Annotated in this window: 20 protein-coding genes; 4 read left to right on the forward strand and 16 right to left on the reverse strand. The window is 73.6% G+C overall.

Features of this window, described 5'->3' with window-relative positions; genetic code table 11:
• Window positions 1–56 precede the first annotated feature (56 nt).
• The 8 genes from cydC to ACZ5HG_RS17780 all read right to left on the reverse strand — a co-directional run bounded on the left by cydC (window position 57) and on the right by ACZ5HG_RS17780 (window position 10,088).
• Window positions 57–1,826, reverse strand: coding sequence for a thiol reductant ABC exporter subunit CydC (gene cydC, locus ACZ5HG_RS17745; protein WP_464178797.1), 1,770 nt, complete (start codon window positions 1,824–1,826; stop codon window positions 57–59).
• Window positions 1,823–3,706 carry an ABC transporter ATP-binding protein/permease gene (locus ACZ5HG_RS17750; protein WP_464178799.1) on the reverse strand — a complete coding sequence of 628 codons (1,884 nt, stop codon included), beginning with the start codon at window positions 3,704–3,706 and terminating at the stop codon, window positions 1,823–1,825. Before ACZ5HG_RS17750 ends, cydC begins: the two co-directional genes overlap by 4 nt.
• Window positions 3,699–4,550: a heme ABC transporter ATP-binding protein gene (locus ACZ5HG_RS17755; protein ID WP_464178801.1), complete on the reverse strand. Its 852-nt coding sequence runs from the start codon at window positions 4,548–4,550 to the stop codon at window positions 3,699–3,701. Before ACZ5HG_RS17755 ends, ACZ5HG_RS17750 begins: the two co-directional genes overlap by 8 nt.
• Window positions 4,547–5,593 (reverse strand): FecCD family ABC transporter permease, encoded by a 1,047-nt coding sequence (locus ACZ5HG_RS17760; RefSeq protein ID WP_464182205.1) that lies wholly within the window; start codon window positions 5,591–5,593, stop codon window positions 4,547–4,549. The genes ACZ5HG_RS17755 and ACZ5HG_RS17760 overlap by 4 nt, the downstream gene beginning before the upstream one ends.
• A gap of 59 nt (window positions 5,594–5,652) precedes the next feature.
• Entirely contained in the window at window positions 5,653–6,756 is a 1,104-nt protein-coding gene (locus ACZ5HG_RS17765; protein ID WP_464178803.1) for a heme/hemin ABC transporter substrate-binding protein, read from the reverse strand.
• Window positions 6,757–6,873: 117 nt separating this feature from the next.
• Window positions 6,874–7,128, reverse strand: a complete 255-nt coding sequence (locus ACZ5HG_RS17770) for a PTS glucose/sucrose transporter subunit IIB (RefSeq protein ID WP_464178805.1) — start codon at window positions 7,126–7,128, stop codon at window positions 6,874–6,876.
• A complete protein-coding gene (locus ACZ5HG_RS17775) occupies window positions 7,125–7,964 on the reverse strand; it encodes a PRD domain-containing protein (RefSeq protein ID WP_464178807.1) in 840 nt (279 codons plus the stop codon). The genes ACZ5HG_RS17770 and ACZ5HG_RS17775 overlap by 4 nt, the downstream gene beginning before the upstream one ends.
• Window positions 7,965–8,123: 159 nt before the next feature.
• Window positions 8,124–10,088 (reverse strand): beta-glucoside-specific PTS transporter subunit IIABC, encoded by a 1,965-nt coding sequence (locus tag ACZ5HG_RS17780; RefSeq protein ID WP_464178809.1) that lies wholly within the window; start codon window positions 10,086–10,088, stop codon window positions 8,124–8,126.
• A gap of 533 nt (window positions 10,089–10,621) precedes the next feature.
• On the opposite strand from ACZ5HG_RS17780, the gene ACZ5HG_RS17785 reads away from it, so the two are divergent.
• On the forward strand, window positions 10,622–10,897 hold the full coding sequence (locus tag ACZ5HG_RS17785) for an HPr family phosphocarrier protein (RefSeq protein ID WP_464178812.1): 276 nt from the start codon (window positions 10,622–10,624) through the stop codon (window positions 10,895–10,897).
• A 96-nt stretch (window positions 10,898–10,993) separates the two neighbouring features.
• The gene (locus ACZ5HG_RS17790) at window positions 10,994–12,418 is read left to right on the forward strand and encodes a glycoside hydrolase family 1 protein (RefSeq protein ID WP_464178814.1); all 1,425 of its coding nucleotides are present in this window, start codon (window positions 10,994–10,996) and stop codon (window positions 12,416–12,418) included.
• An 80-nt stretch (window positions 12,419–12,498) separates the two neighbouring features.
• Here the strand turns inward: ACZ5HG_RS17790 and ACZ5HG_RS17795 are convergent, their stop codons facing one another.
• The 7 genes from ACZ5HG_RS17795 to ACZ5HG_RS17825 all read right to left on the reverse strand — a co-directional run bounded on the left by ACZ5HG_RS17795 (window position 12,499) and on the right by ACZ5HG_RS17825 (window position 21,289).
• On the reverse strand, window positions 12,499–12,864 hold the full coding sequence (locus tag ACZ5HG_RS17795; RefSeq protein WP_464182207.1) for a DUF5997 family protein: 366 nt from the start codon (window positions 12,862–12,864) through the stop codon (window positions 12,499–12,501).
• Window positions 12,865–13,016: 152 nt separating this feature from the next.
• On the reverse strand, window positions 13,017–15,032 hold the full coding sequence (locus tag ACZ5HG_RS17800) for a glycoside hydrolase family 127 protein (protein WP_464178816.1): 2,016 nt from the start codon (window positions 15,030–15,032) through the stop codon (window positions 13,017–13,019).
• Entirely contained in the window at window positions 15,029–17,062 is a 2,034-nt protein-coding gene (locus ACZ5HG_RS17805) for a glycoside hydrolase family 31 protein (RefSeq protein ID WP_464178818.1), read from the reverse strand. Before ACZ5HG_RS17805 ends, ACZ5HG_RS17800 begins: the two co-directional genes overlap by 4 nt.
• A gap of 70 nt (window positions 17,063–17,132) precedes the next feature.
• Window positions 17,133–17,951, reverse strand: a complete 819-nt coding sequence (locus ACZ5HG_RS17810) for a carbohydrate ABC transporter permease (RefSeq protein WP_464178821.1) — start codon at window positions 17,949–17,951, stop codon at window positions 17,133–17,135.
• A complete protein-coding gene (locus ACZ5HG_RS17815; protein WP_464178823.1) occupies window positions 17,948–18,928 on the reverse strand; it encodes a carbohydrate ABC transporter permease in 981 nt (326 codons plus the stop codon). The genes ACZ5HG_RS17810 and ACZ5HG_RS17815 overlap by 4 nt, the downstream gene beginning before the upstream one ends.
• Before the next feature lie 6 nt (window positions 18,929–18,934).
• Window positions 18,935–20,194: a sugar ABC transporter substrate-binding protein gene (locus tag ACZ5HG_RS17820; protein WP_464178825.1), complete on the reverse strand. Its 1,260-nt coding sequence runs from the start codon at window positions 20,192–20,194 to the stop codon at window positions 18,935–18,937.
• A gap of 66 nt (window positions 20,195–20,260) precedes the next feature.
• Window positions 20,261–21,289, reverse strand: a complete 1,029-nt coding sequence (locus ACZ5HG_RS17825) for a LacI family DNA-binding transcriptional regulator (protein ID WP_464178827.1) — start codon at window positions 21,287–21,289, stop codon at window positions 20,261–20,263.
• A gap of 590 nt (window positions 21,290–21,879) precedes the next feature.
• Here ACZ5HG_RS17825 and ACZ5HG_RS17830 point away from each other — a divergent pair.
• Window positions 21,880–22,656, forward strand: coding sequence for a hypothetical protein (locus tag ACZ5HG_RS17830; protein WP_464178829.1), 777 nt, complete (start codon window positions 21,880–21,882; stop codon window positions 22,654–22,656).
• Window positions 22,641–22,838 (forward strand): hypothetical protein, encoded by a 198-nt coding sequence (locus ACZ5HG_RS17835; protein WP_464178831.1) that lies wholly within the window; start codon window positions 22,641–22,643, stop codon window positions 22,836–22,838. The genes ACZ5HG_RS17830 and ACZ5HG_RS17835 overlap by 16 nt, the downstream gene beginning before the upstream one ends.
• An 83-nt stretch (window positions 22,839–22,921) precedes the next feature.
• On the opposite strand, the gene ACZ5HG_RS17840 is transcribed toward ACZ5HG_RS17835, so the two are convergent.
• Window positions 22,922–23,941: a LacI family DNA-binding transcriptional regulator gene (locus ACZ5HG_RS17840; protein WP_464178833.1), complete on the reverse strand. Its 1,020-nt coding sequence runs from the start codon at window positions 23,939–23,941 to the stop codon at window positions 22,922–22,924.
• Window positions 23,942–24,007: the final 66 nt, after the last annotated feature.

Here is a 24,007-nt window from a genome sequence, read left to right on the forward strand (position 1 = left end):
AACCTCGGCGCGGCGCGGCGCGGGCGCGCGGGCACGGCGGGCGCGCGGGCACGCCGTCAGGAGCTGAGCGTGTCGATGCGGACGACCCGGTCGGCGGAGCGGACCGCGCCGGGGCGGTGCGCGATCACCAGCACGGTCCTGCCCCGGCAGACCTCGGCCAGCGCGCCCTGGATCTCGTGCTCGGTGGCGACGTCGAGCTGGCTGGTGGCCTCGTCGAGCACGAGCACCGGGGCGTCCAGCAGCAGCGCGCGGGCGATGGCGACGCGCTGGCGCTGCCCGCCGGACAGCCGCTCGCCCATCTCGCCGACGCGGGTCTGGTAGCCGTCGGGCATCGCCAGGATCGTGTCGTGCAGGGCGGCCCGGCGGCAGGCCTCCGCGAGCTGCTCGTCGGTGGCGTCGGGCGCGGCGAGCCGCAGGTTGGCGGCCAGGGTGTCGTTGAACAGGTACGTGCTCTGGCCGACCACGGCGACGGTGCGACGCAGGTCGGCGAGCGTGAGGTCCCGCACGTCGACCCCGCCGAGCAGCACCCGTCCGGAGTCGGGGTCCCAGGCGCGGGTCAGCAGGTTGACCAGCGTGGACTTGCCGGAGCCGGACGGTCCGACCACCGCCGTGGTGGTGCCGGCGGGCACGTGCAGGTGCGCCTCCACCAGCACCGGCCGGGCCTCGGCGGGCGTGCCCGCGCGATCAGCGCCCGGGTCCTCGACGTCGGGATCGATCTGCTCGACCGGGTAGCCGAAGGTGACGCCCTCGAACCGGATGTCCAGCGCACCGGCCGGCACGGGCACCGGCTGCGCGGGGTCGTTGGTGGCGGGCGGCGCGTCGGTGATCCGCCACACCCGACGCGCGGCGGCGAAGGCCTGCTCCAGGTCCGGCGCGACGTCCTCGACGGCGAGCACCGGCGTGAACACCGCGAGCGCGACCACGACGGCCACCGCGTAGGCGGACCAGTCGAGCGCGCCGGAGGCGACCCGGGCCGAGCCGACCAGCGCGACCGCGGCGACGGCGGCGACCATGAGCACGGCGTTCGCGGCGCGGCGGCGGGCGGTCCAGACGGCCAGCACGTCGAGGCCGGCACCGACCTCCTCGGCGGCGGCGCGGGCGGCGGCGCGGCGGCGTCCGGCAGCCCCGAAGGCCAGCACCTCGCGCACGCCCTGCAGGGACTCGGTGACGATCTGCGCGGTGCGACCCCGGGCCGCGCGCACCCGGGCGGCGGCACGGGCGCTGGGCTCGCGGCCCCACGCGGGCACGACCGCACCGGCCAGCACGAGGAACGGCAGCAGCACCAGCGCGAGCACCGGGTCCCCGGCGACGGCCAGAGTCGCCAGCACCACCACCGGCACGACGACGGCGCTCACCGCCGGCACCAGCGTGTGCGCGAAGAACACCTCGACCCGGTCGACGTCCTTGGTGGCGCGGGCGACCAGGTCGCCGGTGCGCCGGGACAGCACGCCGGCCGGCGCCTGCGGGGCGAGCCGGTCGTAGAAGTCGACGCGCAGCATCGCCAGCGCTCGGAACGCGACGGCGTGCCCGGTGAACTGCTCCAGGTAGCGCAGCACGCCCTTGACCAGCGACAGCACGACCAGGGTCCACACCACGGGGGCGATCGCGGCGTCGGGGTCCGTGGCGACACGGGTGATCCCCCACGCGGCGACCGCGAGCAGCGCGATGCCGAGCAGCTGACCGACCACCCGGCACACCAGCGAGGCGGCGAGCGGCGGCAGCACCGGGCGGCCGAAGCGCACCAGCCGGCGGGAGACCTCGGCGCGGGACAGCGCGGTGGGCGCGGCGGACGTCACCGCCGGGCTCGCGGTCGGGGCGGCGGTCACCGGGCGTCCTCCGTGGTCGGTGCGCCCACGCCGGACAGGTCCAGCGCGCGGGCGTAGTACGAGTCGATGCTGCCGAGCGCGTCCGGCGGTCCCTGCTCCACGATCCGCCCCTCGGCGAGCACCAGCACCTGGTCGGCGCCGCGCACGGTGCTGAGGCGGTGCGCGACGATCAGCACGGTCCGGCCCTCGCCGGCGCGGTCCAGGGCGTCGACCAGCGCGGCCTCGGAGGCGGCGTCGACCTGGCTGGTCGGCTCGTCGAGCACCAGGATCGGCGCGTCCTTGAGCAGCGCGCGTGCCACCGCGACCCGCTGCGCCTGCCCGCCGGACAGCGACAGCCCGCGCTCCCCCACGCGGGTGGCGAGCCGGTCCGGGAACCGGCGCACGTCGTCGGCGAGGTTGGCCTGCGCGAGCACGTCCCACAGCCGCTCGTCGTCGGCGTCCGGCGCGGCCAGCCGCAGGTTGTCGGCGAGGGTGCCGGTGAACAGGTAGGTGGTCTGCGCGACCACGGCGGTCTGCGCGCGCAGCCAGTCCACCGGCACGGTGGTGGCGTCGTGCCCGGCCACCCGCACGCTGCCCGAGGCCGGACGCAGGTGGGCCTGGACCAGGGCGGCGACCGTCGACTTGCCCGATCCGGACGGGCCGATCAGGGCGACCCGGCCCCCGCGCGGGACGGTGAACGACACCCCGTCGAGCACCGGCCGACCACCCGGGTAGGCGAAGGTGACGTCGGTCAGCGCCAGCGCCTCCTCGGACGCCGCGCCGGCAGCCGGCACCCGCACGCCCGGCGCATCGGCCACCGCGGCGGGCTGCGCGAGCACGGTGTCGATCTCCCGCACCGCGGCACGCCCGCCCATGCCGACGTAGAAGAACTGCCCGACCCGGTCCAGCGGCTCCAGCAGCACGGTCGAGACCAGCACCACCGTGATCGCCTGACCGGCGGTGATCGCCCCGTCGCCGAGCCGGACGGCCGCCAGCGCGGCGGCGGCGGTGACCATGGCCAGCGAGAACGACGAGTCGATCACCAGCAGCACCACCTGGTTGCGCGCGAGCAGGCTCATCACCATCCGGCGCAGGTGCTCGGCGCTGCGGGCCAGCTCGAGACCCTTGACCTGCGCCCGCCCGAAGGCGGTGGCGGTCGGCAGCCCCTGGATCGCGTCGAGGTACTGGGCGGCGAACCGGCGCGAGGTCATCCGGTACCGCCCCGACACGCCGCGGAACGCCCGCTGGAACCCGCCGACCAGCAGCGGGATCGCCGGGATCGCCAGCGCCAGCCAGCCGGCGACCACCCAGTCCACGGCCAGGCCGATGCCGAGCAGGGCGATCACCGGGACCGTCATCGACGCGAGGATCGGCCGGCGGAACGTCGCCTCGAAGCCCGCGGCACGCTCCACGCCGTCGGTGGCGGTGGAGACGAACCGTCCGGAGGACTCCTGCGTGCGGAACGCGACGCCGAGCCGGAACATCTGGTCGAGCAGCACGTCGCGGCGCACTCCCTCGCGCGGGGCGACCGCGCCGAGACTGGTGCGCGGTCCGGCGTAGGCGGCGGCGGCGAGGGCCAGCAGCGCGACCACCAGCACCACGATCGCGGTGGCGGACGGGCCGGTGCCGGTGCGGGCCCCGTCGATCACCGAGCCGAGGGTCAGGTACGCGGTGGTGCTCGCGGCCGCGACCACCCAGGTCAGCGCGGCGGGCTGCCAGTCCACCCGGCGCGGCAGCGGCGGGGTGGGGACGACGGGCGGGCCGACGGGGCCGGTGGGACGGCCGGGATGGCCCGCGCCCGGCCGACCGCCGGGGTGGCCGGCACCCTCACGCGCCGCGGCCTCCGCGGGTCGCTGCGCGGCCGCCCCTCCGGGTCGCTGCGCTCCGTGCCGATCAGTCATGCGGGCTGTCCTTCGTCCAGGTGCTGCGGGTCGTCCACGAGCACGATGCCATCTGCGGCGGTCCAGAGGCACGGTCGGGCAGCACGAGCAGCGCGCCGGTGCGCGGGTGGGTGAGCACCTCGACGGGGTGCCGGTAGACCGTCGACAGCAGCTCGGGGCGCAGCACCTCGGACGGGGTGCCGATCCCGGCCACCCGTCCGTCGGCGAGCACCAGCACCCGGTCCGCGCAGGCGGCGGCCAGGGTCAGGTCGTGCAGCACCGCCACCACGGCGTCGCCCGCACGTGCCCGGTCCTGCGCCCGGTCGAGCACGAGCTCCTGGTGCCGGATGTCCAGCGCGGCGGTCGGCTCGTCCAGCAGCAGCACGGCGGTGCGCTGGGCGCGCGCCCGGGCGAACGCGACGCGCGCCTTCTCCCCGCCGGACAGCGTCGGGAACCGGCGGGCGGCCAGGTGCCGCACCTCGGCCTCGGCCAACGCGTCGGCGACGACCGCCTCGTCCTCGTCCTCGGCGTCGGTCCCGCGCCAGGGCGCCCGCCCCATCCGCACCACGTCCACCGCCGGGAACGGGAAGCTCAGCCGGTGCTCCTGGAGCAGCACCGCGCGGGTGCGCGCCAGGTCGCCGGGCCGCTGCCGGTGCGCGTCGGCATCCGACCCGAGGTACCGCACGGACCCGGCGGTCGGTGCGAGGTCCCCGGCGAGCAGGCCGAGCAGCGTCGACTTGCCGGCACCGTTCGGCCCGACCACCGCCAGCAGCTCGCCGGCCCGCACGTCCAGGTCCACGCCGTCGAGCAGCGTCGCCCCGTCGATCGTGAAGCCGAGGCCCCGCGCGACCACCGCGGCGCTCACGCCCAGCCTCCCGCCGAGCGCCGGGTGCGCCGGATCAGCCAGAAGAAGAACGGCCCGCCGACCAGCGCGGTCAGCATGCCGATCGGCAGGTCTGCGTAGGCCACCGCGGTGCGCGCCACCAGGTCGGCGGCGAGCACCAGCACCGCCCCGCCGAGCGCGCTGAGCGGGACCAGCACCCGGTGGCCGGGGCCGAGGGCCATCCGCACCAGGTGCGGCACCACCAGCCCGACGAACGAGATGATCCCGCAGAACGCCACCGCCCCGGCGGTGAGCAGCGCGACCACCACCACCGCGACGATCCGCAGCCGCTCCACGTCCACGCCGACGTGCCGGGCGGCCCGCTCGCCGAGCGCCAGCAGGTCCAGCCGCCGGGCCAGCAGCACCGCACCGAGGATCCCGACCGCGACCAGCGGCGCCACCACGGCGACGTACTGCCAGCGGGTGCCGTTCAGGCTGCCGAGCTGCCAGAACACGATCTGCTCGCGCTCCTGGGTGTCGCCGAGGAAGGTGAGGAAGGCGATCCCGGCGCCGCACACCGCGTTCACCGCGACACCGGTCAGCACCAGCGTCACCACCTCGGTCCGCCCGTTCGACCGTGCCAGCAGGTACACCAGCAGCGTGGTCGCCAGCCCGCCGGCGAAGGCCAGGAAGGCGGTGGTGAACGCGCCGAAGAACGTCAGCCCGAGCACGATCCCGGTGCAGGCCGCCACCGCCGCCCCGGCGGAGACGCCGACCACGCCGGGCTCCGCGAGCGGGTTGCCGAACACGCCCTGCATCACGGCCCCGGCGGTGGCCAGCGCGGCGCCGACCAGCGCCGCCATCACCACCCGCGGGAACCGGATCGTCCACAGGGCCGCGTCGCCGTTCGGGTGGCTGGGCAGCGGGCCGACGTCCAGGCCGAGCCGGTGCAGCACCGATCCCAGCACCTCGGCCGGGGGCACGTGCAGCTGCCCGGTGCCGGCGGCCACCACGGCCAGCGTCAGCAGCGCGAGCACCAGGGCGATCGTCACCGGCACCACCCGCGACGGGCGCGCAGCGGGCAGCGCGGGGGCGTCGGCGGCGGTGTCGTCCGGGCGCGGGGCGTCCCGGACCGCCGTCGCCGTCACCCCTCCTCCGCGTAGAACGCCCGCGCCAGCGCGTCGAGGGTCTGCGCCGAGGTCGGCCCGAAGCTGAGGATCTGCGTGTCGGCCATGTCGACCACGCGGCGGTGCTCGCCGGCCGGGGTCTGCGCCACCGCGGGCAGCTGCTCCAGCAGCCCGTCGACGCCGCCCACCGACTCCAGGCCCTTGGTCATCACCAGCACCAGGTCGGGCTGCGCGGAGATCAGGCCCTCGTCGGTGATCGGCCGCATGCCCTCCCAGCCGATCTCGGTGGCGACGTCCACCCCGCCGAGCGCAGTGATCAGCGAGTCCGCGCCGGAGCCGGTGCCGAACATGTAGTAGACGCCGGACTGCCCGCGCAGGTAGAGGAACACCACCCGCAGCCGGTCGGCCGGGTCGGCGGGGGCGAGCGCGGCGATCTGCGCGGTGGTCGCGTCGATCTGCTCCTGGGTGCGCGCGGCCAGGGCGGCGCCCTGCTCCGGCAGCCCGACGGCGGCGGCGACCTGGTCGATCAGCGTGCCGACGCCCTCCAGCGTGCGGTGCGAGTCGACCACCACCACCGGGATCCCGGCGTCGCGCATCTGGAGCACGGTGTCCCACGGTCCGAGGGAGGTGTCGGTGATGATCAGCGTGGGCGCGAGCTCGAGGATCGCCTCGCCGTTGAGCTCGTGCCCGTTGGTGGTGACCAGCGGCTCGTCGGTGATCTCGGGGTAGTCGGAGGACACGTCGCGACCGACCACGGAGTCGCCGAGGCCGAGCTCGAAGACGATCCGGGAGGTCGACCCGTACAGGTCCAGCGCGAGGATGCGGCTGGTGTCGGTGACGGTGACCTCGGTGCCCTGCGCGTCGGTGACCGTGGCGGGCAGCGTGGGCGACGGGTCCTGCGCGATCGGCTCGACCGGGGTGGCGACCGAGACCGCGGTGCGCTCCCCGACCACGGCGCGCGGGTCGGCGGCGGTGGCGATCTCGTCGAGCGGCGGACGGTCGCCGGCGGCGGCGGGACCGGTGGTGCTCGCGCCGGCCAGACCGGTGCAGGCGGCGAGCAGGGCGACGAGAGCAGCGGCGACGAGGGCGCGGGCGGCTCCGACGACGCGGACGTGCGGCACGAAGAACTCCCTGGAACGAAGGAGTGCCTAACCTAAGTGAGGGAGTTCTGAGTGACAAGGTGGAACCGGCACGAAACCGGACAGGCCACCCGATCTGCTGAGCGGGACCGGCCCCGGTCAGCGCTCCGGGACCAGCGCCCGGACCTCGCGCGACACCGGGATCGCCCGCGCGCCGAGCACCACCTGGAGCTGGCCCGCCTGGGTCACCACCATGCCCACCCCGGGCAGCGCGCCCAGGCCCGGCTCGTCGGCCAGCGACCAGTCCCGCAGCACCAGCCGCAGGCGCGACCAGCACGCCGTGACCTCCAGGACGTTGCCCGCCCCGCCGACCAGCGGCAGCACCGCCCGCGCCAGCTCCGCGTCGTCGCTCATGCCATGGCCCCGGTCAGCCGGGCGACGTGCAGCGCGAGGTACAGCACCTCGTCACCGCCGACCCGGTAGCCGAACTGCTGCTCGAGCAGACCGGTGATCGACTGCGCGCTCGCGAACGCCCGCGGGTGCTGCACCCGCACCGCGTCGTGCAGCATGCCCTGCATGTCCGGCAGCGGGGCGTCCCGCTGCTGCCGCACCAGCAGGTAGCGCAGGTGGGTGACGAACCGGGCGACGTCGAGCGAGTCCTCGTCGATCTCGATCCCGTACTCCTCGCGCACCGCGCCGAGCACCGCCGCCAGCACCTCGGTCATCTCCATCGTGCGGCTCAGGTCGCCCGCGCCGAACTGCGCGTTCACGAAGTGCAGGGCCAGCGGCACCGCCTCCAGCGCGGGCAGCTCGACGCCGGTCTCCTGCGCGATCGTGCGCAGCGCCGTGCGGGCGAACGCGACCTCGCGCGGGTACAGGTGCTGCACCTCCCACTGGAGCGGGTAGGAGATCGTCAGCCCGTCCCGTGCCCGGCGCAGCGCGAACGAGATGTGGTCGGCCAGCGGCATCACCACGTGGCCGGAGACGTGCGGGCCGAGCTCGGCGCGCGCCGCGTCCACGATCCGCTGCGTCAGGTCGATCTCCGCGGTCGGGATCGCCTCGACCAGCGCCGCGATCCGCTCCGGCGTGGCCGACCCGCCCGCGACGAACCGCCGCTCGACGACCTCCTCGCGCACGGGGTCGCCCCGCTTGGCCTGGAACCCCAGCCCCTTGCCCATCAGGACCACGTCCTGGCCCTGCTCGTCCACCGCGAGGAGGACGTTGTTGTTGTAGACCTTGGCCACCCGCACGTGCGCTCCCTGGGTCGTCCGGGCTCCGGTGCCCGTGTGCGTCGGTGCTCCGGGGTGGTCCCGGAGCACCGACGCGTTCACTGCTGTCCCGTGGCGGAGGCGGCGCCGCCGCGGGACCTTCCTGTCTCCTTCAGATGATGGTGCGCCCTGCGCGGGCGGTCACGCCACGACCGAGATCACCACGTCGCCCGCGTCGACCGCACCCGGCGCGGCGGGCACCACCTGGTCGTGGCCCGCGCTCGTCACCAGCACGACCGTCGTCGGGTCGAAGCCGGCCGCGCGGACCTGGTCCAGGTCGACCGTCGCCAGGGGCGCACCGGCCACCACGCGGTCACCGACGGCCACCGCCGAGGTGAAGCCGGCGCCGTCCATCTTCACCGTGTCGATGCCGACGTGCACCAGCACCTCGACCCCGTCGTCCGTGCGCAGGCCGTAGGCGTGCGGCATGACCGTGGCGAGCACGCCGTCCACCGGCGAGACCACGGTGCCGCTGGTGGGGACGATGCCGACGCCGGAGCCGAGGGCGCCGGAGGAGAACACCGCGTCACCGACGCTCGACAGCGCGACCACCGAGCCGACCACCGGGGCGTGCACCTCGAGCACGCGGGTGGCGGTGAGCGTCGCGGTGCCGCCGGCGCCGGTCGAGAGCGCGGTGCCGTCCGTCCCGCCACCGGCCGCAGGAGCCGCGGCCTCGGGCGCCGGGGTGGCGGCGTCCTTCGCCTCGGCGGGCTGCTCCGGGATGTCCTGGAAGCCGAGCACCATCGTCAGCGTGAAGGCGATCGCCATCGCGAGGCCGACGCCGATCAGCTGCATCGTGAAGGAGCCGATGTTCATCGCGGCGGTCAGCGTGATCGCGCCGGGGAGCACGAAGCCCTCGGCGGCCGAGCCACCCGCGGCGGCGATGGCACCACCGACGGCACCACCGATGCAGGCGTAGATGAACGGCTTCTTCAGCCGCAGGGTCACGCCGTAGATCGCGGGCTCGGTCACGCCGGCGAGGAAGCCGGAGACGGCGGCCGGGCCGGCCACCTGCTTGAGCGCACGGTTGCGGGTCTTGAGCAGCACGGCGAAGGTCGCGGCGGCCTGGGCGAGCACCGCGGAGAACAGCGGGCCGTTGAGCAGCGAGTAGCCCTGCTCGGTGAGGTCCTGGAGCATGACCGGCACGAAACCCCAGTGCACGCCGAAGATCACGAAGACCTGCCAGAAGCCGCCCATCAGCGCACCGCCGACCACCGGGCTCAGGTTCCACACCCAGGTGACCGCGTCGGACAGGCCGGTGCCCACCAGGTCGGAGACCGGGCCGATCGCCAGCAGCGTCGCCGGGACGATCAGCGCGACGACCACCAGCGGGGTGAGGAAGTTGCGCAGCGCGTCCGGCAGGACCTTCGCCAGCACCCGCTCCAGATGACCCTGCACGTAGACCGCGAGGATCGTCGGGATCACCGCCGACAGGTAGCTGATCATCACGACCGGGATGCCGGCGAAGGTGACGTCGTTCCCGGCGTCCGCGAAGCCCTTGAGCGTGAGCTGCACGCCGTCGGCGCCCGCGATCACCGGCATCGTGGCGGTGTAGATCAGCGCGCAGGCGATGGCGACCGAGGTGTAGACGTTCGCGCGGAACTTCTTCGCCGAGGTGATCGCCAGCATGATCGGCAGGAACTGGATCACCGCGTCGGCGGCGGAGAACAGGATCGCGTAGGTGGAGGTCGCCGCGAAGTCGCCCTCGATCTTCACCACCACGGCCAGCAGCGCCTTGAGCAGGCCGGTGCCGGCGAGCACCCAGAGGAACGGGGTGAAGATGCTGGTGATCAGGTCGATCGCGCGGGCGAGGAAGCCGCCGGAGGACTTCTCGGAGCCGTCGCCGGCGCCCACGCCCTGCTCGGTCAGCGCCTCGTAGACGTTCGGCACGGTGTTGCCGATGACGACCTGGAACTGTCCGCCGGCCTCGACGACCGTGATGACACCGGCGGTGCCCTCGACGGCGGCCTTGTCGGCCTTGGCGCGGTCACGGAGCTGGAAGCGCAGACGGGTCGCGCAGTGCGTCACCGACGCGACGTTCTCCCGGCCGCCGACGCCCCGCAGGACGTCGTCGGCGATCGTCTGGTACTTGCTGGCGGATGCCACGATTCCTCCTCGAATCAGGGGTCCACGCGCCACCGGGACTGCATTCAGGCACAAAAAAACCCGAGACCACGACGCGCAGACCTCATGCAGGTCGACGAGTCGCATCTCGGGTTTTGCCTGACGGGCAGTAACAATCCCAGATCTGCGTGGGCCACCGCACCAGCGGCGACCGGCGCGACGCTAGAGCGGCCCTCGGCGACTTGTCAAGGCAGGGACCGCGCCGCCCGGATCCACCGTGATCACCGCACGAGGCCTGCGGCCGCGCTCCCACGGCGGCAGCCTGCAGGTCTGCCCGCACCGACCCCCGCGAACACCGACCACCCGGACGGCTTCGCCCACGGAAATCACCGACGCCGCCTTGACTCCGAGCGCCGACTGCACGTACAACAGTGCCGACTGAACGAGGATTGTTACTGATTCGATCAGGCATGACCTGTTGCAGCACGGCCCGACGGCTGTGCCCTGCACAGGTCTTTTTTGTTGCCCCGGGACCCCCGGGACGCGCACGAACGACGACGACGGAGTGTCAGCCAGTGCCCCTCTTCCAGCGCCACGTCACGATCGCCACCGCCTCGGGCCTGCACGCCCGCCCCGCCGGGCTGTTCGCCAAGTCGGCCGGTGCCACCGGCGTCCCGGTCACGATTGCCCGCGAGGACGGCCCCGCCGTCGACGCCGCGAGCGTCCTCATGGTCATGGGCCTCGGCCTCAAGCACGGCGAGACCGTCGTGCTGAGCTCCCCGGACGGCACCGTGCTGGACGACCTGGCCGCCGTGCTCGCCACCGACCTGGATGCACCCGCCGCGGTCTGACGCCTGCCCCGCACCACGCACCACCACCGCCAGGGCGCCGACCGACCCGGCCGTCGCCGTCAACGCTGACACCTGCCGACAGAGAGGCCACCCGCCGTGAGCACCAGCACCACCCCCTTCCCCCCGACGTTCCTCTGGGGCGGCGCCACCGCCGCGAACCAGTGCGAGGGCGCCTACGACCAGGGCGGCAAGGGCCTGTCGATCCAGGACGTCATGCCGCAGGGCATCTTCGGCCCGGTCACCGAGGAGCCGACCCCGGACAACCTCAAGCTCGCGGGCATCGACCACTACCACCGCTACGCCGAGGACATCGCGCTGTTCGGCGAGATGGGCTTCCGCACCTACCGGTTCTCGATCGCGTGGTCGCGGATCTTCCCGAACGGCGAGGACGCCGAGCCCAACGAGGAGGGCCTGGACTTCTACTCGCGCGTGATCGACGAGTGCGAGAAGCACGGCATCGAGCCGCTGGTGACGATCTCCCACTACGAGACCCCGCTGGCCCTGGCGAAGAAGTACGACGGCTGGGTCTCCCGCGAGATGATCGCGCTGTACGAGCGCTACGTCACCACCCTGGTCACCCGGTTCCGCGGCCGAGTGAAGTACTGGCTGACCTTCAACGAGATCAACTCGGTGCTGCACGCGCCCTTCATGTCCGGCGGCATCCTGACGCCCAAGGACCAGCTGTCGCAGTCCGACCTCTACCAGGCCGTGCACCACGAGATGGTCGCCAGCGCCTCGGCGACGAAGATCATCCACGAGATCGACCCCGCCGCCCAGGTCGGCTGCATGCTCATCGCGATCCCGACCTACCCGCTGACCCCGGCCCCCGCCGACGCGCTCGCCGTGCTGGCCTCCGACCACCTGAACCAGGCGTTCGGCGACCTCCACTGCCGCGGCGAGTACCCCGGCTACCTGCTGCGCCACCTGCGCGAGCAGGGCGTCACGCTGCACATCACCGACGCCGACCGCGAGACCCTGAAGAACACCGTCGACTTCGTCTCGTTCTCGTACTACATGAGCAGCTGCGAGACCGCCGACCCCGCCCTCAAGGTCGCCGGCAAGGGCAACATCATGGGCGGCGTGCCGAACCCGACGCTGGAGGCCTCCGAGTGGGGCTGGCAGATCGACCCGGTGGGCCTGCGGATCGTGATGAACCAGTTCTGGGACCGCTGGGGCAAGCCGCTGTTCATCGTGGAGAACGGCCTGGGCGCCAAGGACGTGCTGGTCGAGGTGGACGGCGAGAAGACCGTGCTCGACGACTACCGGATCGACTACCTCAACGACCACCTGGTGCAGGTCGGCGAGGCGCTGGAGGACGGTGTGCAGGTGCTCGGCTACACCACCTGGGGCTGCATCGACCTGGTGTCGGCGTCCACCGCACAGCTGAGCAAGCGCTACGGCTTCGTGTACGTCGACCGGAACGACGACGGCACGGGCACGCTGGCCCGGTACAAGAAGAAGTCCTTCGGCTGGTACGCCGACGTGATCCGCACCGACGGCGCGAACCTCGTGCGCCGCTGACGCGGCCCCTGCTGCGCAGAGCACAGGCCCCGTCCCTGACCGATCGCGGTCGGGGGCGGGGCCTGCGTCGTGCTGGGGGGTCAGCCCTGCTGGCGGGACCGCTCGGCGTCGCGCTCGCGCAGCCGCTGCTCCTCACGCTTCACCTCGGCCTGCGTCGCGCGCTCGCGGTGCAGCCACTCCGGGGCCTCGGCGATGATCGCGTCGATCTGCTCGGTGGTCAGCGGGTCGGTCAGCCCGGCGCGGGCCAGCCCCGAGGTCGAGATCCGCAGGCGCGCGGCGACCACCTGACGGGGGTGCGGGCCGTTCTTGCGCAGGTCGAGCAGCCAGGCCGGGGGCGTGCGCTGCATCTCGTCCAGCTGCTCGCGGGACACCGGTGCGGACTGGAACTCCTCCGGGGTCGCGGGCAGGTAGACGCCCAGCTTCGCCGCCGCGGTGGCGGGCTTCATCGTCTGGCTCTGCCGCTCACGGCGCGCCGGGGTCTCCGAGTTCACCGCCCCAGGATACGGACCCGCGCGGCCCCCTGCTCCCGCCTCCGCCCGCGCACCCGCGCCCTCGTGCACGGGCACACCCCCGCTCCACCCACCTCCGGTCCCGGGCCCTACGCGCGGGGGAGCCAGATGCGCATGGTGGAGGGGCCGCGCTCGGCCCAGCGGTGGTACGGGACCAGGCGCAGGTCGAGCGGGGTCGCGGGGTCCGCGGGGTCGGGGGTGGGCGCGTAGGGCAGACCGGCCGGGTCGGCGCCGGGGCGCACGGATCCGCGCAGCAGCACCGCGTCGGTCCCGGGCTCGTCGCGCGGCGGGACCGCGGGGTCGATCCGCACGTCCTCGATCGGTACGCCCGCCGGCAGGTCCGGCGACTCCAGGCAGAGGACGACCGGCCCGCGCTCCACGGCCACGCAGCCGCGCACCGCGTCGATCCGCGCGTCCGGCCAGGTCAGCCGGGGTGCGACCGGCAGCACCAGGTGCACCTCGTCACCGGGGCGGAACCGCCGGCGCAGCACCACGATCCCGGGATCGACCGCGCGCGGCCCGCCGTCGTCCGAGCCCGGCGTCCCGTCCGACCCGGCATCGTCCGGACCCGCCGCACCCGAGCCGTCGGCCGCGTCCGCACCGGCCCCGCCCGCCCCGGGCACGTCCAGCGTCGCGCCCGCCGCCCACGCGGGCACCCGCAGCGCGAGCCGCACCGGGCGCTCCGGCGCCGCGACCACCCGCACGGTCACCACCCCGTCGGACGGGTACGCGGTCTCCACGTCGAGGTCGAACCGCGCGCCGTCGGCCAGCCTCGCGCGCACGGCGAGCGGGGCGTGCTGGAGCAGGGTCACCCCGTCGTCCTCGACCACCGCGGCGTAGGACTGCCAGGTGGCGAGGGTGCGGGCGACGTTGGTCGGGCAGCACGAGACGTCGAACCAGGGGGCGCGCAGGCCGCCCTCGGCGCGGGCGTTGACCTCGTCCTCGACGGCGGCCGAGGCGGCGGCGCGCTGGTGCAGCGGGTTGGCGTAGAAGAACGCGCGCCCGTCCGACCGCGGGGAGGTCGCGACGACGTTGTAGAACGTGCGCTCCATCAGGTCGGCGTACCGGGGGTCCCCGGTGGCGAGGTACAGCCGCCAGGAGACCATGGTCGACGCGATCCCGGCGCAGGTCTCGCAGTAGGCGCGGTCCGGCGGCAGCGCCCAGTCGTCGCCGAAGCCCTCGTCCTGGTGCTGCGAGCCCATCCCGCCGGTGAGGTAGGTGCGCCGCGCGACCGTCGTCTCCCACTGCCCCTCCAGCGCGGTCAGCAGGTCGGCGTCGGGGGTGTCCACGGCGACGTCCACCGCGGCGGCGGCCAGGTAGAGCGCGCGGACGGCGTGCCCGTGCCAGACGGTGGTGTCCCGCACCGGCACGTCGTCCTGGAAGTAGCCGGCGCCGAACGGGTGCGGGCCGAGGCGTCCGTGCCCGCGCCGCTCGACGAACAGCGCGGCCTGCTCGAGGTAGCGCGGCTCGTCCAGCGCGCGCCCGAGCTCCGCGAGGCCGACCTCGATCTCCGGGTGCCCGCAGATCCCGTCCCGCCCGTCCGGGCCGAACTCGGCGCACACCTGGTCGGCGGCGCGCCGGGCGACCTGCACCAGCAGGTCCTCCCCCACGGTCCGCACCCGTGCGACGGCGGCCTGGAGCAGGTGGCCGACGCAGTACAGCTCGTGGCCCTCCTCCAGGTCGGACCAGCGGGGGCGCTGCGCGCCGTGGCCGAAGCAGGTGTTGAGGTAGCCGTCGTCGTCCTGGGCGGCGGCGACCCGGGCGGTGAGCCGGCGCAGGGCCGCGTCCGGCACGGGGTCGCCGGTGCGGCCGTGCTCCCAGGCCAGCGCCTCCATCAGCTTGTAGACCTCGGAGTCGGCGAACGGCCAGCCCGGGCGGTCCGGGCCGATCGTGCCGGCGGCGACCCGGTCGAAGGACGCGATCCAGCCGAGGCGTTCCATCCACTGCTCGCAGTGCGCGAGCGTGGCGGCCGCGTTGGTGTCCTGGAGGGTGCCCCAGAAGCCGCCGGTCAGCGCGATCTCGTGCAGGCCGAGCGGTCGACGCTCCGAGACCGCCGGGACGACGGGCCGCCCGCCGGTCGGGTCGGTGCCCACGGTCGTGGTCATGCGCGCACCCCCGCACCGGCCTCGGCGCCCACCGGCACCGTCGACCCCTCGCGCAGGAACACCGGGATCCGCTCGATCGGCGCCTCGGCCTCGATCGTGACCCCGCCCTCGTGCACCTCGCCGGTGGCGGCGTCCACCCAGCGCGCACCCGCGGGCAGGTACACCGGCCGCAAGCGCCGACCGGGCTCCGCCACCGGGGCGACCAGGATGTCCGGCCCGAACAGGAACTCGTCCTCGACCGCCCACGCGCCGGGGTCGTCGGGGTGGTCGACGAACAGCGGGCGCATCGGCGGCAGCCCGTCCCGCGCGGCCAGGCGCATCTGCTCGTGGATGTACGGCCGGATCCGCTCGCGCAGGTGCAGCAGGTCGGTGATGATCGCGGTCGCCTGGTCGCCGAAGGACCACACCTCGTTCGGCCCGCCGGTCTGTGCCGAGGACGTGGGCGTGCGCGGCTCGCGGTCGCCGTGCAGCCGGAACAGCGGGCAGAACACGCCGTACTGGAACCAGCGGATCATCAGCTCCTGGTACGCCGGGTCGCGGTGGTCGCCGCCGTGGAACCCGCCGATGTCGGTCGTCCACCACGGGATGCCGGAGATGGCGACGTTCAGGCCGGCGCGGATCTGCTGGCGCAGCGAGAGCCAGGTGGCGGGGATGTCGCCGGACCACACCGCGGCGCCGTACTTCTGCGCGCCGGCCCAGGCGGAGCGGCAGAGCAGCACGGTCGGCTCCTGCCCGGCGGCGGCCATGCCCTCGGCGTAGAGGCGGGCGTTGTCGCGGGGGTAGATGTTCGCGACCTCGGCGCCGGGGCCGGCCCAGAGGCTGAGGTTCGCGGGGGTGGCCGGGTTGAGCTCGGGCTCGGAGGCGTCCAGCCAGAAGACCTTGATGCCGAGGTCGAGGTAGTTCTGCTTCACCAGGTCCCACACGTACTGGCGGGTGCGCGGGTTGGTGGGGTCGTAGAACGCCACCGGCATGGGGGTCTCCATGCGCTTGTCCTGGATGGTCTGGTGGAACTCGACGCCCTGGTCGGAGCCGACCAGCAGCCCCTGGTCGCGGTAGTCGGCGAAGTTCTCCGACAGCGGGGACACGGTCGGCCAGATCGACACCATGAGCTCGATGCCCATCTCGTGCAGCTCGTCGACCATGGCCTGCGGGTCGGGCCACTCGGCGGCGTCGAAGCGGTAGTCGCCCATCGCGGACCAGTGGAAGTAGTCGGTGACGATGACGCTCATCGGCAGGCCGCGGCGCTTGTGCTCGCGCGCGACGCCCAGCAGCTCTTCTTGATCGAGGTAGCGCAGCTTGCACTGCCAGAACCCGGAGGCCCACTCCGGCAGGTCCGGGCTGTGACCGGTGGCGTCGGCGTAGCGGGCGAGGATCGCGGCGGGGGTCGGTGCGGCGGTGAACCAGTAGTCGATCTCCCGCGCCTGCCCGACCTGCCAGCGCGTGCCGTTCTCGCTCAGCTCCACGCGTCCCAGCGCCGGCACGTTCCACAGCAGGCCGTAGCCGCGGTCGGACAGCAGGAACGGGATGTTGACCTCGGCGTTGCGCTGCACCAGGTCGAGCGACAGCCCCTTGAGGTCCAGCCGCCCGTGGGTGCGCTGACCGAGGCCGTACAGCCGCTCGCCGGGGTAGGCGGCGAACTCCTGGTGGATTTCGTACGCGCCGGAGCGGTTGCCCTGGTAGTACCGCGCGGCGGGCATCCAGAAGTGCTCGCGCTGCTCGGCCAGCAGCTCGGCCCCCGTGGATGTCCGCCGGAAGGTCAGCAGCGGCTCCGGGTACGCGGCCCCCCGGTCGAACGCGACCTCGACGGTCACCTCGCCGTGCACCAGCGTGGCGTGGCTGTCGTCCTGCACGGTGATCGTCGGCACCGGGCCGGCCGGGGCGACCGGCTCCAGCGCGCCGACGCTCTCGGCCGGCAGCCGGTGCTGGGCCGCCCGCACGCGGACGCTGTCCGTGCCCCACGCCTCGACGCGCAGCACCTCGTGGCGGTGCCGCACCTCCAGCGCGGAGTCGGACGGGTGGAAGGTGACCATCGGGATCGCTCCAGGGTTGCGCGAGGACGGGGTCGCGCGCCGCGCGCCCCGCAGGGAGAGGAGAAGGGGATCAGTCCTTGACGGCACCGGCGGTGACACCGGCGGCGACGTACTTCTGCGCGACGACCAGCAGGATCGCGGCGGGGATCGAGGCCACCACGGCGGTCGCCATGATCGCGTTCCACTCGGTGGTGTTGTTGCCGATGTACCGGTAGATGCCCAGGGTGATCGGGATCAGGTCGCCGTTGCGGTTCAGCGTGGACGCGAAGATGAAGTCCGACCAGGACCACAGGAACGCGAACAGCGCGGACGTGATCAGCGAGTTGCGGCTCATCGGCAGCACGATCGAGGCGAAGGTGCGGATGGTCCCGGCGCCGTCCACCGTCGCGGCCTGGAGCAGTTCCTTGGGGATGCCCGCCATGAAGGTGGTCAGCAGCAGCACCGCGAAGGGCACCGCCACCGTGGAGTCGGCGACGATCAGCCCCCCGATCGTGTTCAGCCAGCCGAGCCGGATGTAGATCGCGTAGAAGCCCATCGCCATGATCACACCGGGGATCATCTGCGCGACCAGCAGCACGAAGTTCAGCACCCCGGACCCGCGCAGGTGCAGCTGCGCCAGCGCGTAGGCGGCGGGTGCGGCCACCACCAGGGTCAGCAGCACCGTGCCCAGGCCGATCAGCAGGCTGGTGCCGAGGTTCGGCAGCTGGTCGGAGAACACCCGCGCGTAGCCGTCGACGGTCGGAGACCAGGGGAACCAGTGCGGCGGGTCGGATCGCATGTCCCGGGTGCGGGTCAGCGAGACGTTGACCATCCAGTAGACCGGGAACAGCATCAACGCGGTCAGGACGACGCCGAGGGCGGTCTTCCACCAGGTGCGGCGCGTGGTCATGACTGCTCCTGTCGGCGCTGGAGGTGCAGGTAGGCGAAGCCGAACGCGAGCGCGATCAGGATGAGCAGGTTGCCCACCGCCGCGGCCGGCGAGAAGTCGGGCTGACCGGTGCCGAAGGCCTCGCGGTAGGACCAGATCGCCAGCGTCGTGGACGCGTCGCCGGGGCCACCGGTGGTCATCACCCAGATGATGTCGACGACCTTCAGCGTGTAGATCAGACCGAGCAGGATCGTGATCGCGGAGACCGGTCGCAGCAGCGGGAAGGTGATCCGGCGGAACTGCTGCCAGCCGGTCGCGCCGTCCAGCGAGGCCGCCTCGTACAGGTCGCCCGGGATGTTCTGCAGCCCCGAGTAGAGGATCACCAGGTTGAACGGGATGCCGAGCCAGATGTTCGCGATCGTCACCGACACCAGCGCCATGCCCGGCGAGGTCAGCCAGTTGATCTGCCCGATCCCGAAGGCCTGCAGGAACGCGTTGACGATGCCGTTGTCGCTGTTGAGCATCCACGACCAGGTGGAGGCCGAGACGATCAGCGGCAGCAGCCACGGCACCAGGAACAGCGCGCGCAGCACCCCCGACAGCCGGAAGCTCTGCCGGAAGAACACCGCCAGCGCCAGGCCGATCGTGTACTGGAAGACGATCGAGACCAGCACGAACATCACGGTGTTCCGCAGCGCGGGGACGAAGGTGTCCGAGGCGATGATGTCGGCGTAGTTCGCCAGGCCGACGAACTCGGCGTCGCCCTGCACGAAGGCCCGCAGGTTGTAGTCGTGCAGGCTGAGCTCGATGTTGCGGTAGAGCGGGAACGCGTAGAACGCGAGCAGGTACACCAGCAGCGGGGCGGCGAAGCCCACGGCCGCCCAGCGGGTCGATCGGGAGCGGGACACCTCCCGCCGGGGGCGCGGGGCGGCAGCCGTGGCCACCGTCCCACGCCCCGGGCGGACGCGACCGCGACCCGTGGAGGTCTGCGTGGTCATCTCAGGTCAGCCGATCTCCGCCTCGGCGGCCTTCTGGGCCTTGGCGAGCGCGTCGGCCGGGGTGGCCGCACCGGACAGCGCCTCCTGCACCGCGGTCCACAGCGGCTCGGAGATCAGCGGGTAGTCGGTGCCCAGGTCGTCGCTGGTCCGGCCCTTGGCGCTGTTCACCGCGGCGACCCACGGCGCGAGGTCGATGTCCGGGTTGTCGGCGACGATCTGCTCCTGGCCCTCCGCGGTCGGCGGGATGTAGTAGGCGAAGGTGTTGCCGGTCTCGACGAAGCCCTCGGTCGTCGTCATGCACTCGACGATCTTCTTCGTGGTGTCGTACCGGGCCTCGTCCTTCTGCACCGGCACGGTGAGGAACTCGCCACCGGTCGGGGTCGGGGCGACGCCGCCGTCCTCGCCGGGCACCTGGATCACGCCGGTCGGGAAGTCGGCCTCGGCGGCGCTGTTGATCTGCCACGTGCCGTTCAGGCCGAAGCCGAAGTCACCGGTGAGGAACTCCTCCCAGGTGGTGTTCTGCGAGTTGGAGATCACCGAGTTCGGCGCGTAGCCCTGCTGCACCCAGTCGGTCCACAGGGTCAGCGCGTCGACGGCCTCGTCCGAGTCGAGGTCGCGCAGGTCGGCGCCGGCGCCCCAGAACCAGGGCAGGAACTGGAAGGAGCCCTCCTCGGTGCCGATGCCGGCGAAGGTGATGCCCTTGTGGCCGGCTGCGGTGATCTTCGCCAGCGCGTCGGTGAGGCTCGCCCAGTCGGTGATCGAGGCCGGGTCGACGCCCGCCGCGTCCAGGACGTCCTGGTTGTACCAGAGGGCCAGGGTGTTGGCGCCGACCGGGATGCCGAAGGTGTCGTCGCCGATCTGGCCGGCGGCGAGCAGGTTCGCGTCGATCGCCGAGGTGTCGAGGCCGAGGTCCTCGGTGGTGGTGAGCATGCCGGTGTCGGCCAGCGTGGACACGGCCGGGTTGTCCAGCAGGATCACGTCGGGCGAGGTGCCCTCCTGCGCGGACAGCAGCGCCTGGTTGGTCAGCGCGGTCGTGTCGTACGCGGTGCGCTCGACGGTGACCCCGGCCTCCTCGCCGCAGGCCTCGACCCGCTGCGTCCAGTCGGACGAGGCGTCGTGCTGGGGGTACGGGTCCCACCAGGTGTACGTGCCGCCGCCGGAGCTCGCCTCGCCGGACGAGTCCCCGGACGAGCACGCGGTCAGGCCGGCGACGGCCAGCGCCGTCACGCCCGCCACCGCGAGGGTGCGCGTCGTGGTCTTCCGCATCACTGTGTTCCTCCTTGAATCGTGATGACGGCCGCGAGGGGGCGCGGCCGGTGTGCCTCGTGCCTCTTACCGGCCCGACGGGCGCGGTGGTGCGGTGCTCCCCCTGTCCACGAGCTCCGGCGAGACGAACCGGACCACGTGCGGATCTTCCCGGCCGTCGACGGACTCGATGCGCCGCACGAGCTGGCGCACCGCCATGCGTCCGAGGCGGTCGGGCGCGCTGTCGATCGAGGTGAACGGCAGCGAGAAGGTGGTGGCGAAGTCGTCCGAGTACCGGCCGATCACCGAGAGGTCCGCCGGGGCGCTCAGCCCCCGGGCGGCGAGGATCGAGGGCAGCGCGGCGGCGGCGGCCTCGTTGTTCAGCAGCACGGCGGTGGCCTGCGGGTGCGCGTCGAGCAGCGCGGTCAGCTCGCGCCCGATCGCGGGCTGGCGGGCGGAGCCGAAGGCGGTGTGCAGGCGGATCCCGCGCCGGGCGGCGTCGGCGGCGGCCGCGTCGCGCAGGCGCCAGACGTAGGCGCCGCCGCGCTCGACCACGTGCTCCGGCTGCGAGACCAGGATCGCCTCGCGGTGGCCGAGCCGCGCCAGGTGGTCGACCATCAGCCGGCCCGCCTCCGCGAAGTCGAGGTCGAAGACGTCCAGCCCGGAGCAGTCGGCGGGCAGGCCCACCAGCGCGCCGGGCTGCTCGGCCCCGCGCAGCACCGGCAGCCGGACGTCGTCGTGCGCCACGTTCAGCAGCACGACCCCGTCGACCATCCGCGAGTCGGTGATCCGACGCAGCGCGCGGGCGCCGTCGGCCTCGGTGACCAGCAGGATGTCGTAGCCGAGCCCGCGGGCGGTGTCCGAGACACCGGTCATGTACTGGAGCATCGCGGGGGCGAACTCGTCCTCCAGGAACTCGGCGAGCAAGCCGATCACCCGGGTCTGCGCGGTGGCCAGCGCCCGGGCGCCGGCGTTGGGCGTGTACCCGAGGCTGCGGACGGCGGCCTCGACGCGGGCGCGGACCTCCGGGGAGATCGGGCGCTTGCCGGACAGCGCGTAGGAGGCGGTGCTGCGCGAGACCCCCGCGCTGCGGGCGACGTCGCCGATCGTGGCCATCGCGCCCCTCCTGTTCCTCGTCGAACGTGCCGGTCATCGTCGAACCGGTTCGCACGCTAGCGCCCGTCGCGGGGTGCGCGCAAGCAGGTGCGTGCCGCTGGTTCGCGGGTGCACCTCCGCGAGCTGAAGGGTCGAGGACCTGGTTGATCGCTCTGACCTGTGGCGATGTGCGATCCGAGCCCGTCGCCACCGCACTCGATCTCGATCGCCCACCACCGATCTCTTGACGCCTCAGCGGCCTCACCCGAGGTTCACAGGTGCACTCACCGGCGAACCGATTCGCCTGGTCGGGGCGCGGGGGCGGTGCACGACGACGTGCCGACCCGGCGTCGCCGGCACGGCCGGCCCGTCGGTCTCCGGACCCCGCGGACGTGGGCCCGGGCTGTCGGCGCCCCGGCACCTCGGCCCCGAGCCCCGCTCCACGAGCGGCCCGACCGCCCGACGACCCGTCGACCCGACCCGCCCGCGCCCGGCCCGCGTCGCACCGCGCGGCGTCCCGCCGTGCTGCCCGCGCGCCCGCTCCCCTGCCGACACCCCGCGGAGCCTGCATCCGGCGCGTCGAATCGGTTCGAACGATCGGGGCACCCACCATGCAGGACCGAGAGCGAAGGAGCGACATCGCCTACTGGAACATCGACGGCAACCTGTCCGACTCCGCCGTGCAGGCCAACCGCGGCAACGGCCAGTGGGGGCTGTACAACGCCTACGGCTCGATGACCGGCCACACCGTCACCGTCGACCCGCCCTCCCCGGGCGAGTCGTACACGCTCCAGGGCGTCGCCACCCTCGACGAGGACCTGCGGCAGTCCCGGGTGATCCTCGGCGGCGCCGACGGCCCGGCCTGGGTGCAGGTGGACGACGTGCCCGCCGACGTCTTCGGCTCCACCGTGCACGCCACCGTGCGGGAGATCGCGTGGACCGGCCAGATCGGCGACTCCGCCGAGCCCGCCGTGGTCGCCGAGATCGTGCTGACCCCCGGCGGGCGCGGCACCGTCACCACCGCCACGCCGACCCTGTGGTCCGCCACCTACGAGGCCGAGGACGCCACCTACTCAGGTTCTGGGTACTCGAAGAACGGGCCGGAGGGCTCCCCCGCCGACGTCGCGAAGTTCTCCACCTCCGGCGGCTACGACGTCACCGGTGTCGGTGGGGAGCCCGGCGACGACAGCACCCTCACCTTCGACGTCACCGCGCCGAGGCCGGCACCTACGCGGTGGTGGTCCGCTACTCCAACCCGGAGCAGTCCCCCGCCACCCACGACAACCCGGACCCCCTGCCCCGGCACGCGGACATCAGCGTCAACGGCGGCGACCCCGTCCGCACGCTGTTCCCGCACACCTTCCACCAGAACGTGTTCTGGGAGCTGACCGTCCCGCTCACCCTGAAGAAGGGCCACAACACCGTGACCTTCTCGGCCGAGGAGCTGCCCTCCTTCGACGGCGAGACCCTGATCTCGGACACCTTCCCCGACGTGCTGCTGCGCTCGCAGCACGCGCCGGTGATCGATCGGATCGCCGTCAGTCCGATCGCCGACCGCGCGATGGGCTGACGCCCGGGTCCGGCACGCGGCCGGGTCGTCGGGGGTGCACGCCCCCGGCGGCCCGGCCGCGGCGCGTCAAGCGGCGGTGCGTGTCACCGCCCGCGCGGCGCCCCCGTGGACCCGCGGTCGACCAGCACCGGCGAGACGAAGCGCACCACGTGCGGCTCGTGCGCGTCGGGCTGCTCGATCCGGCGGACCAGCTGCCGGACCGCCATCCGGCCCAGCAGGTCCGGCGCGCTCTCGATCGAGGAGTACGGCAGCGAGAACGTGCGCGCGAACTCATCGGAGTACTGGCCGATCACGGACAGGTCCTCCGGCACGCGCACCCCGCGGGCGTGCAGCACGGAGGGCAGCGCGGCGGCGACCGCCTCGTTGTGCGCGAGCAGCGCGGTCGCGCCGGGGTACCGGTCGAGCAGGTCGTGCAGCAGCGCGCCGACCGCAGGCTGGCGGGACTCCCCGTAGACGGCGTGCAGGGTCAGCCCGCGCGCCCGGGCCTCGGCGAGGGCGGCGTCGCGCAGCCGCCACACGTAGGCCCCGCCGCGCTCCACCACGTGCTCCGGCTGCGAGACCAGGATCGCCTCGGTGTGCCCCCGGTGGACCAGGTGGTCGACCATCAGGCGCCCCGCCTCGGCGAAGTCGAGGTCGACCACGTCCAGGCCGGTGCCGTCGGCGGGCAGCCCGACCAGCGCCCCGGGCTGGGACGCCGCACGCAGCACGGGCAGCCGGTCGTCCTCGTCGGCCACGTTGAGCAGCACGACGCCGTCGACCATCCGCGAGTCGGTGATCCGCTTGAGGGCACGGGCCCCGTCGGCGTCCCCGACCATGAGGATGTCGTAGCCGGCCTCCCGCGCGACGTCCGCGACGCCGAGCATGTACTGGAGCATCGCCGGGGCGAACTCGTCCTCCAGGAACTGCACCAGCAGCCCGATCACGTGGGTCTGCGAGGTGGCCAGCGCCCGGGCGCCGGCGTTCGGGGTGTACCCGAGGTCCGCCACCGCCGCGTCGACCCGGCGCCGGACCTCCTCGGAGATCGACCGCTTGCCGGACAGCGCGTACGAGGCCGTGCTACGCGAGACGCCCGCGGCACGGGCCACGTCGCCGATCGTCACCATGCGTCCTCCTTGCGCCGGGTCGCATGCTATTCGCCCGGGAGCCCGCGCGGGCCCGGCCCGGTCGGG

It is taken from the genome of Cellulomonas sp. GTC20042, assembly GCF_055389595.1.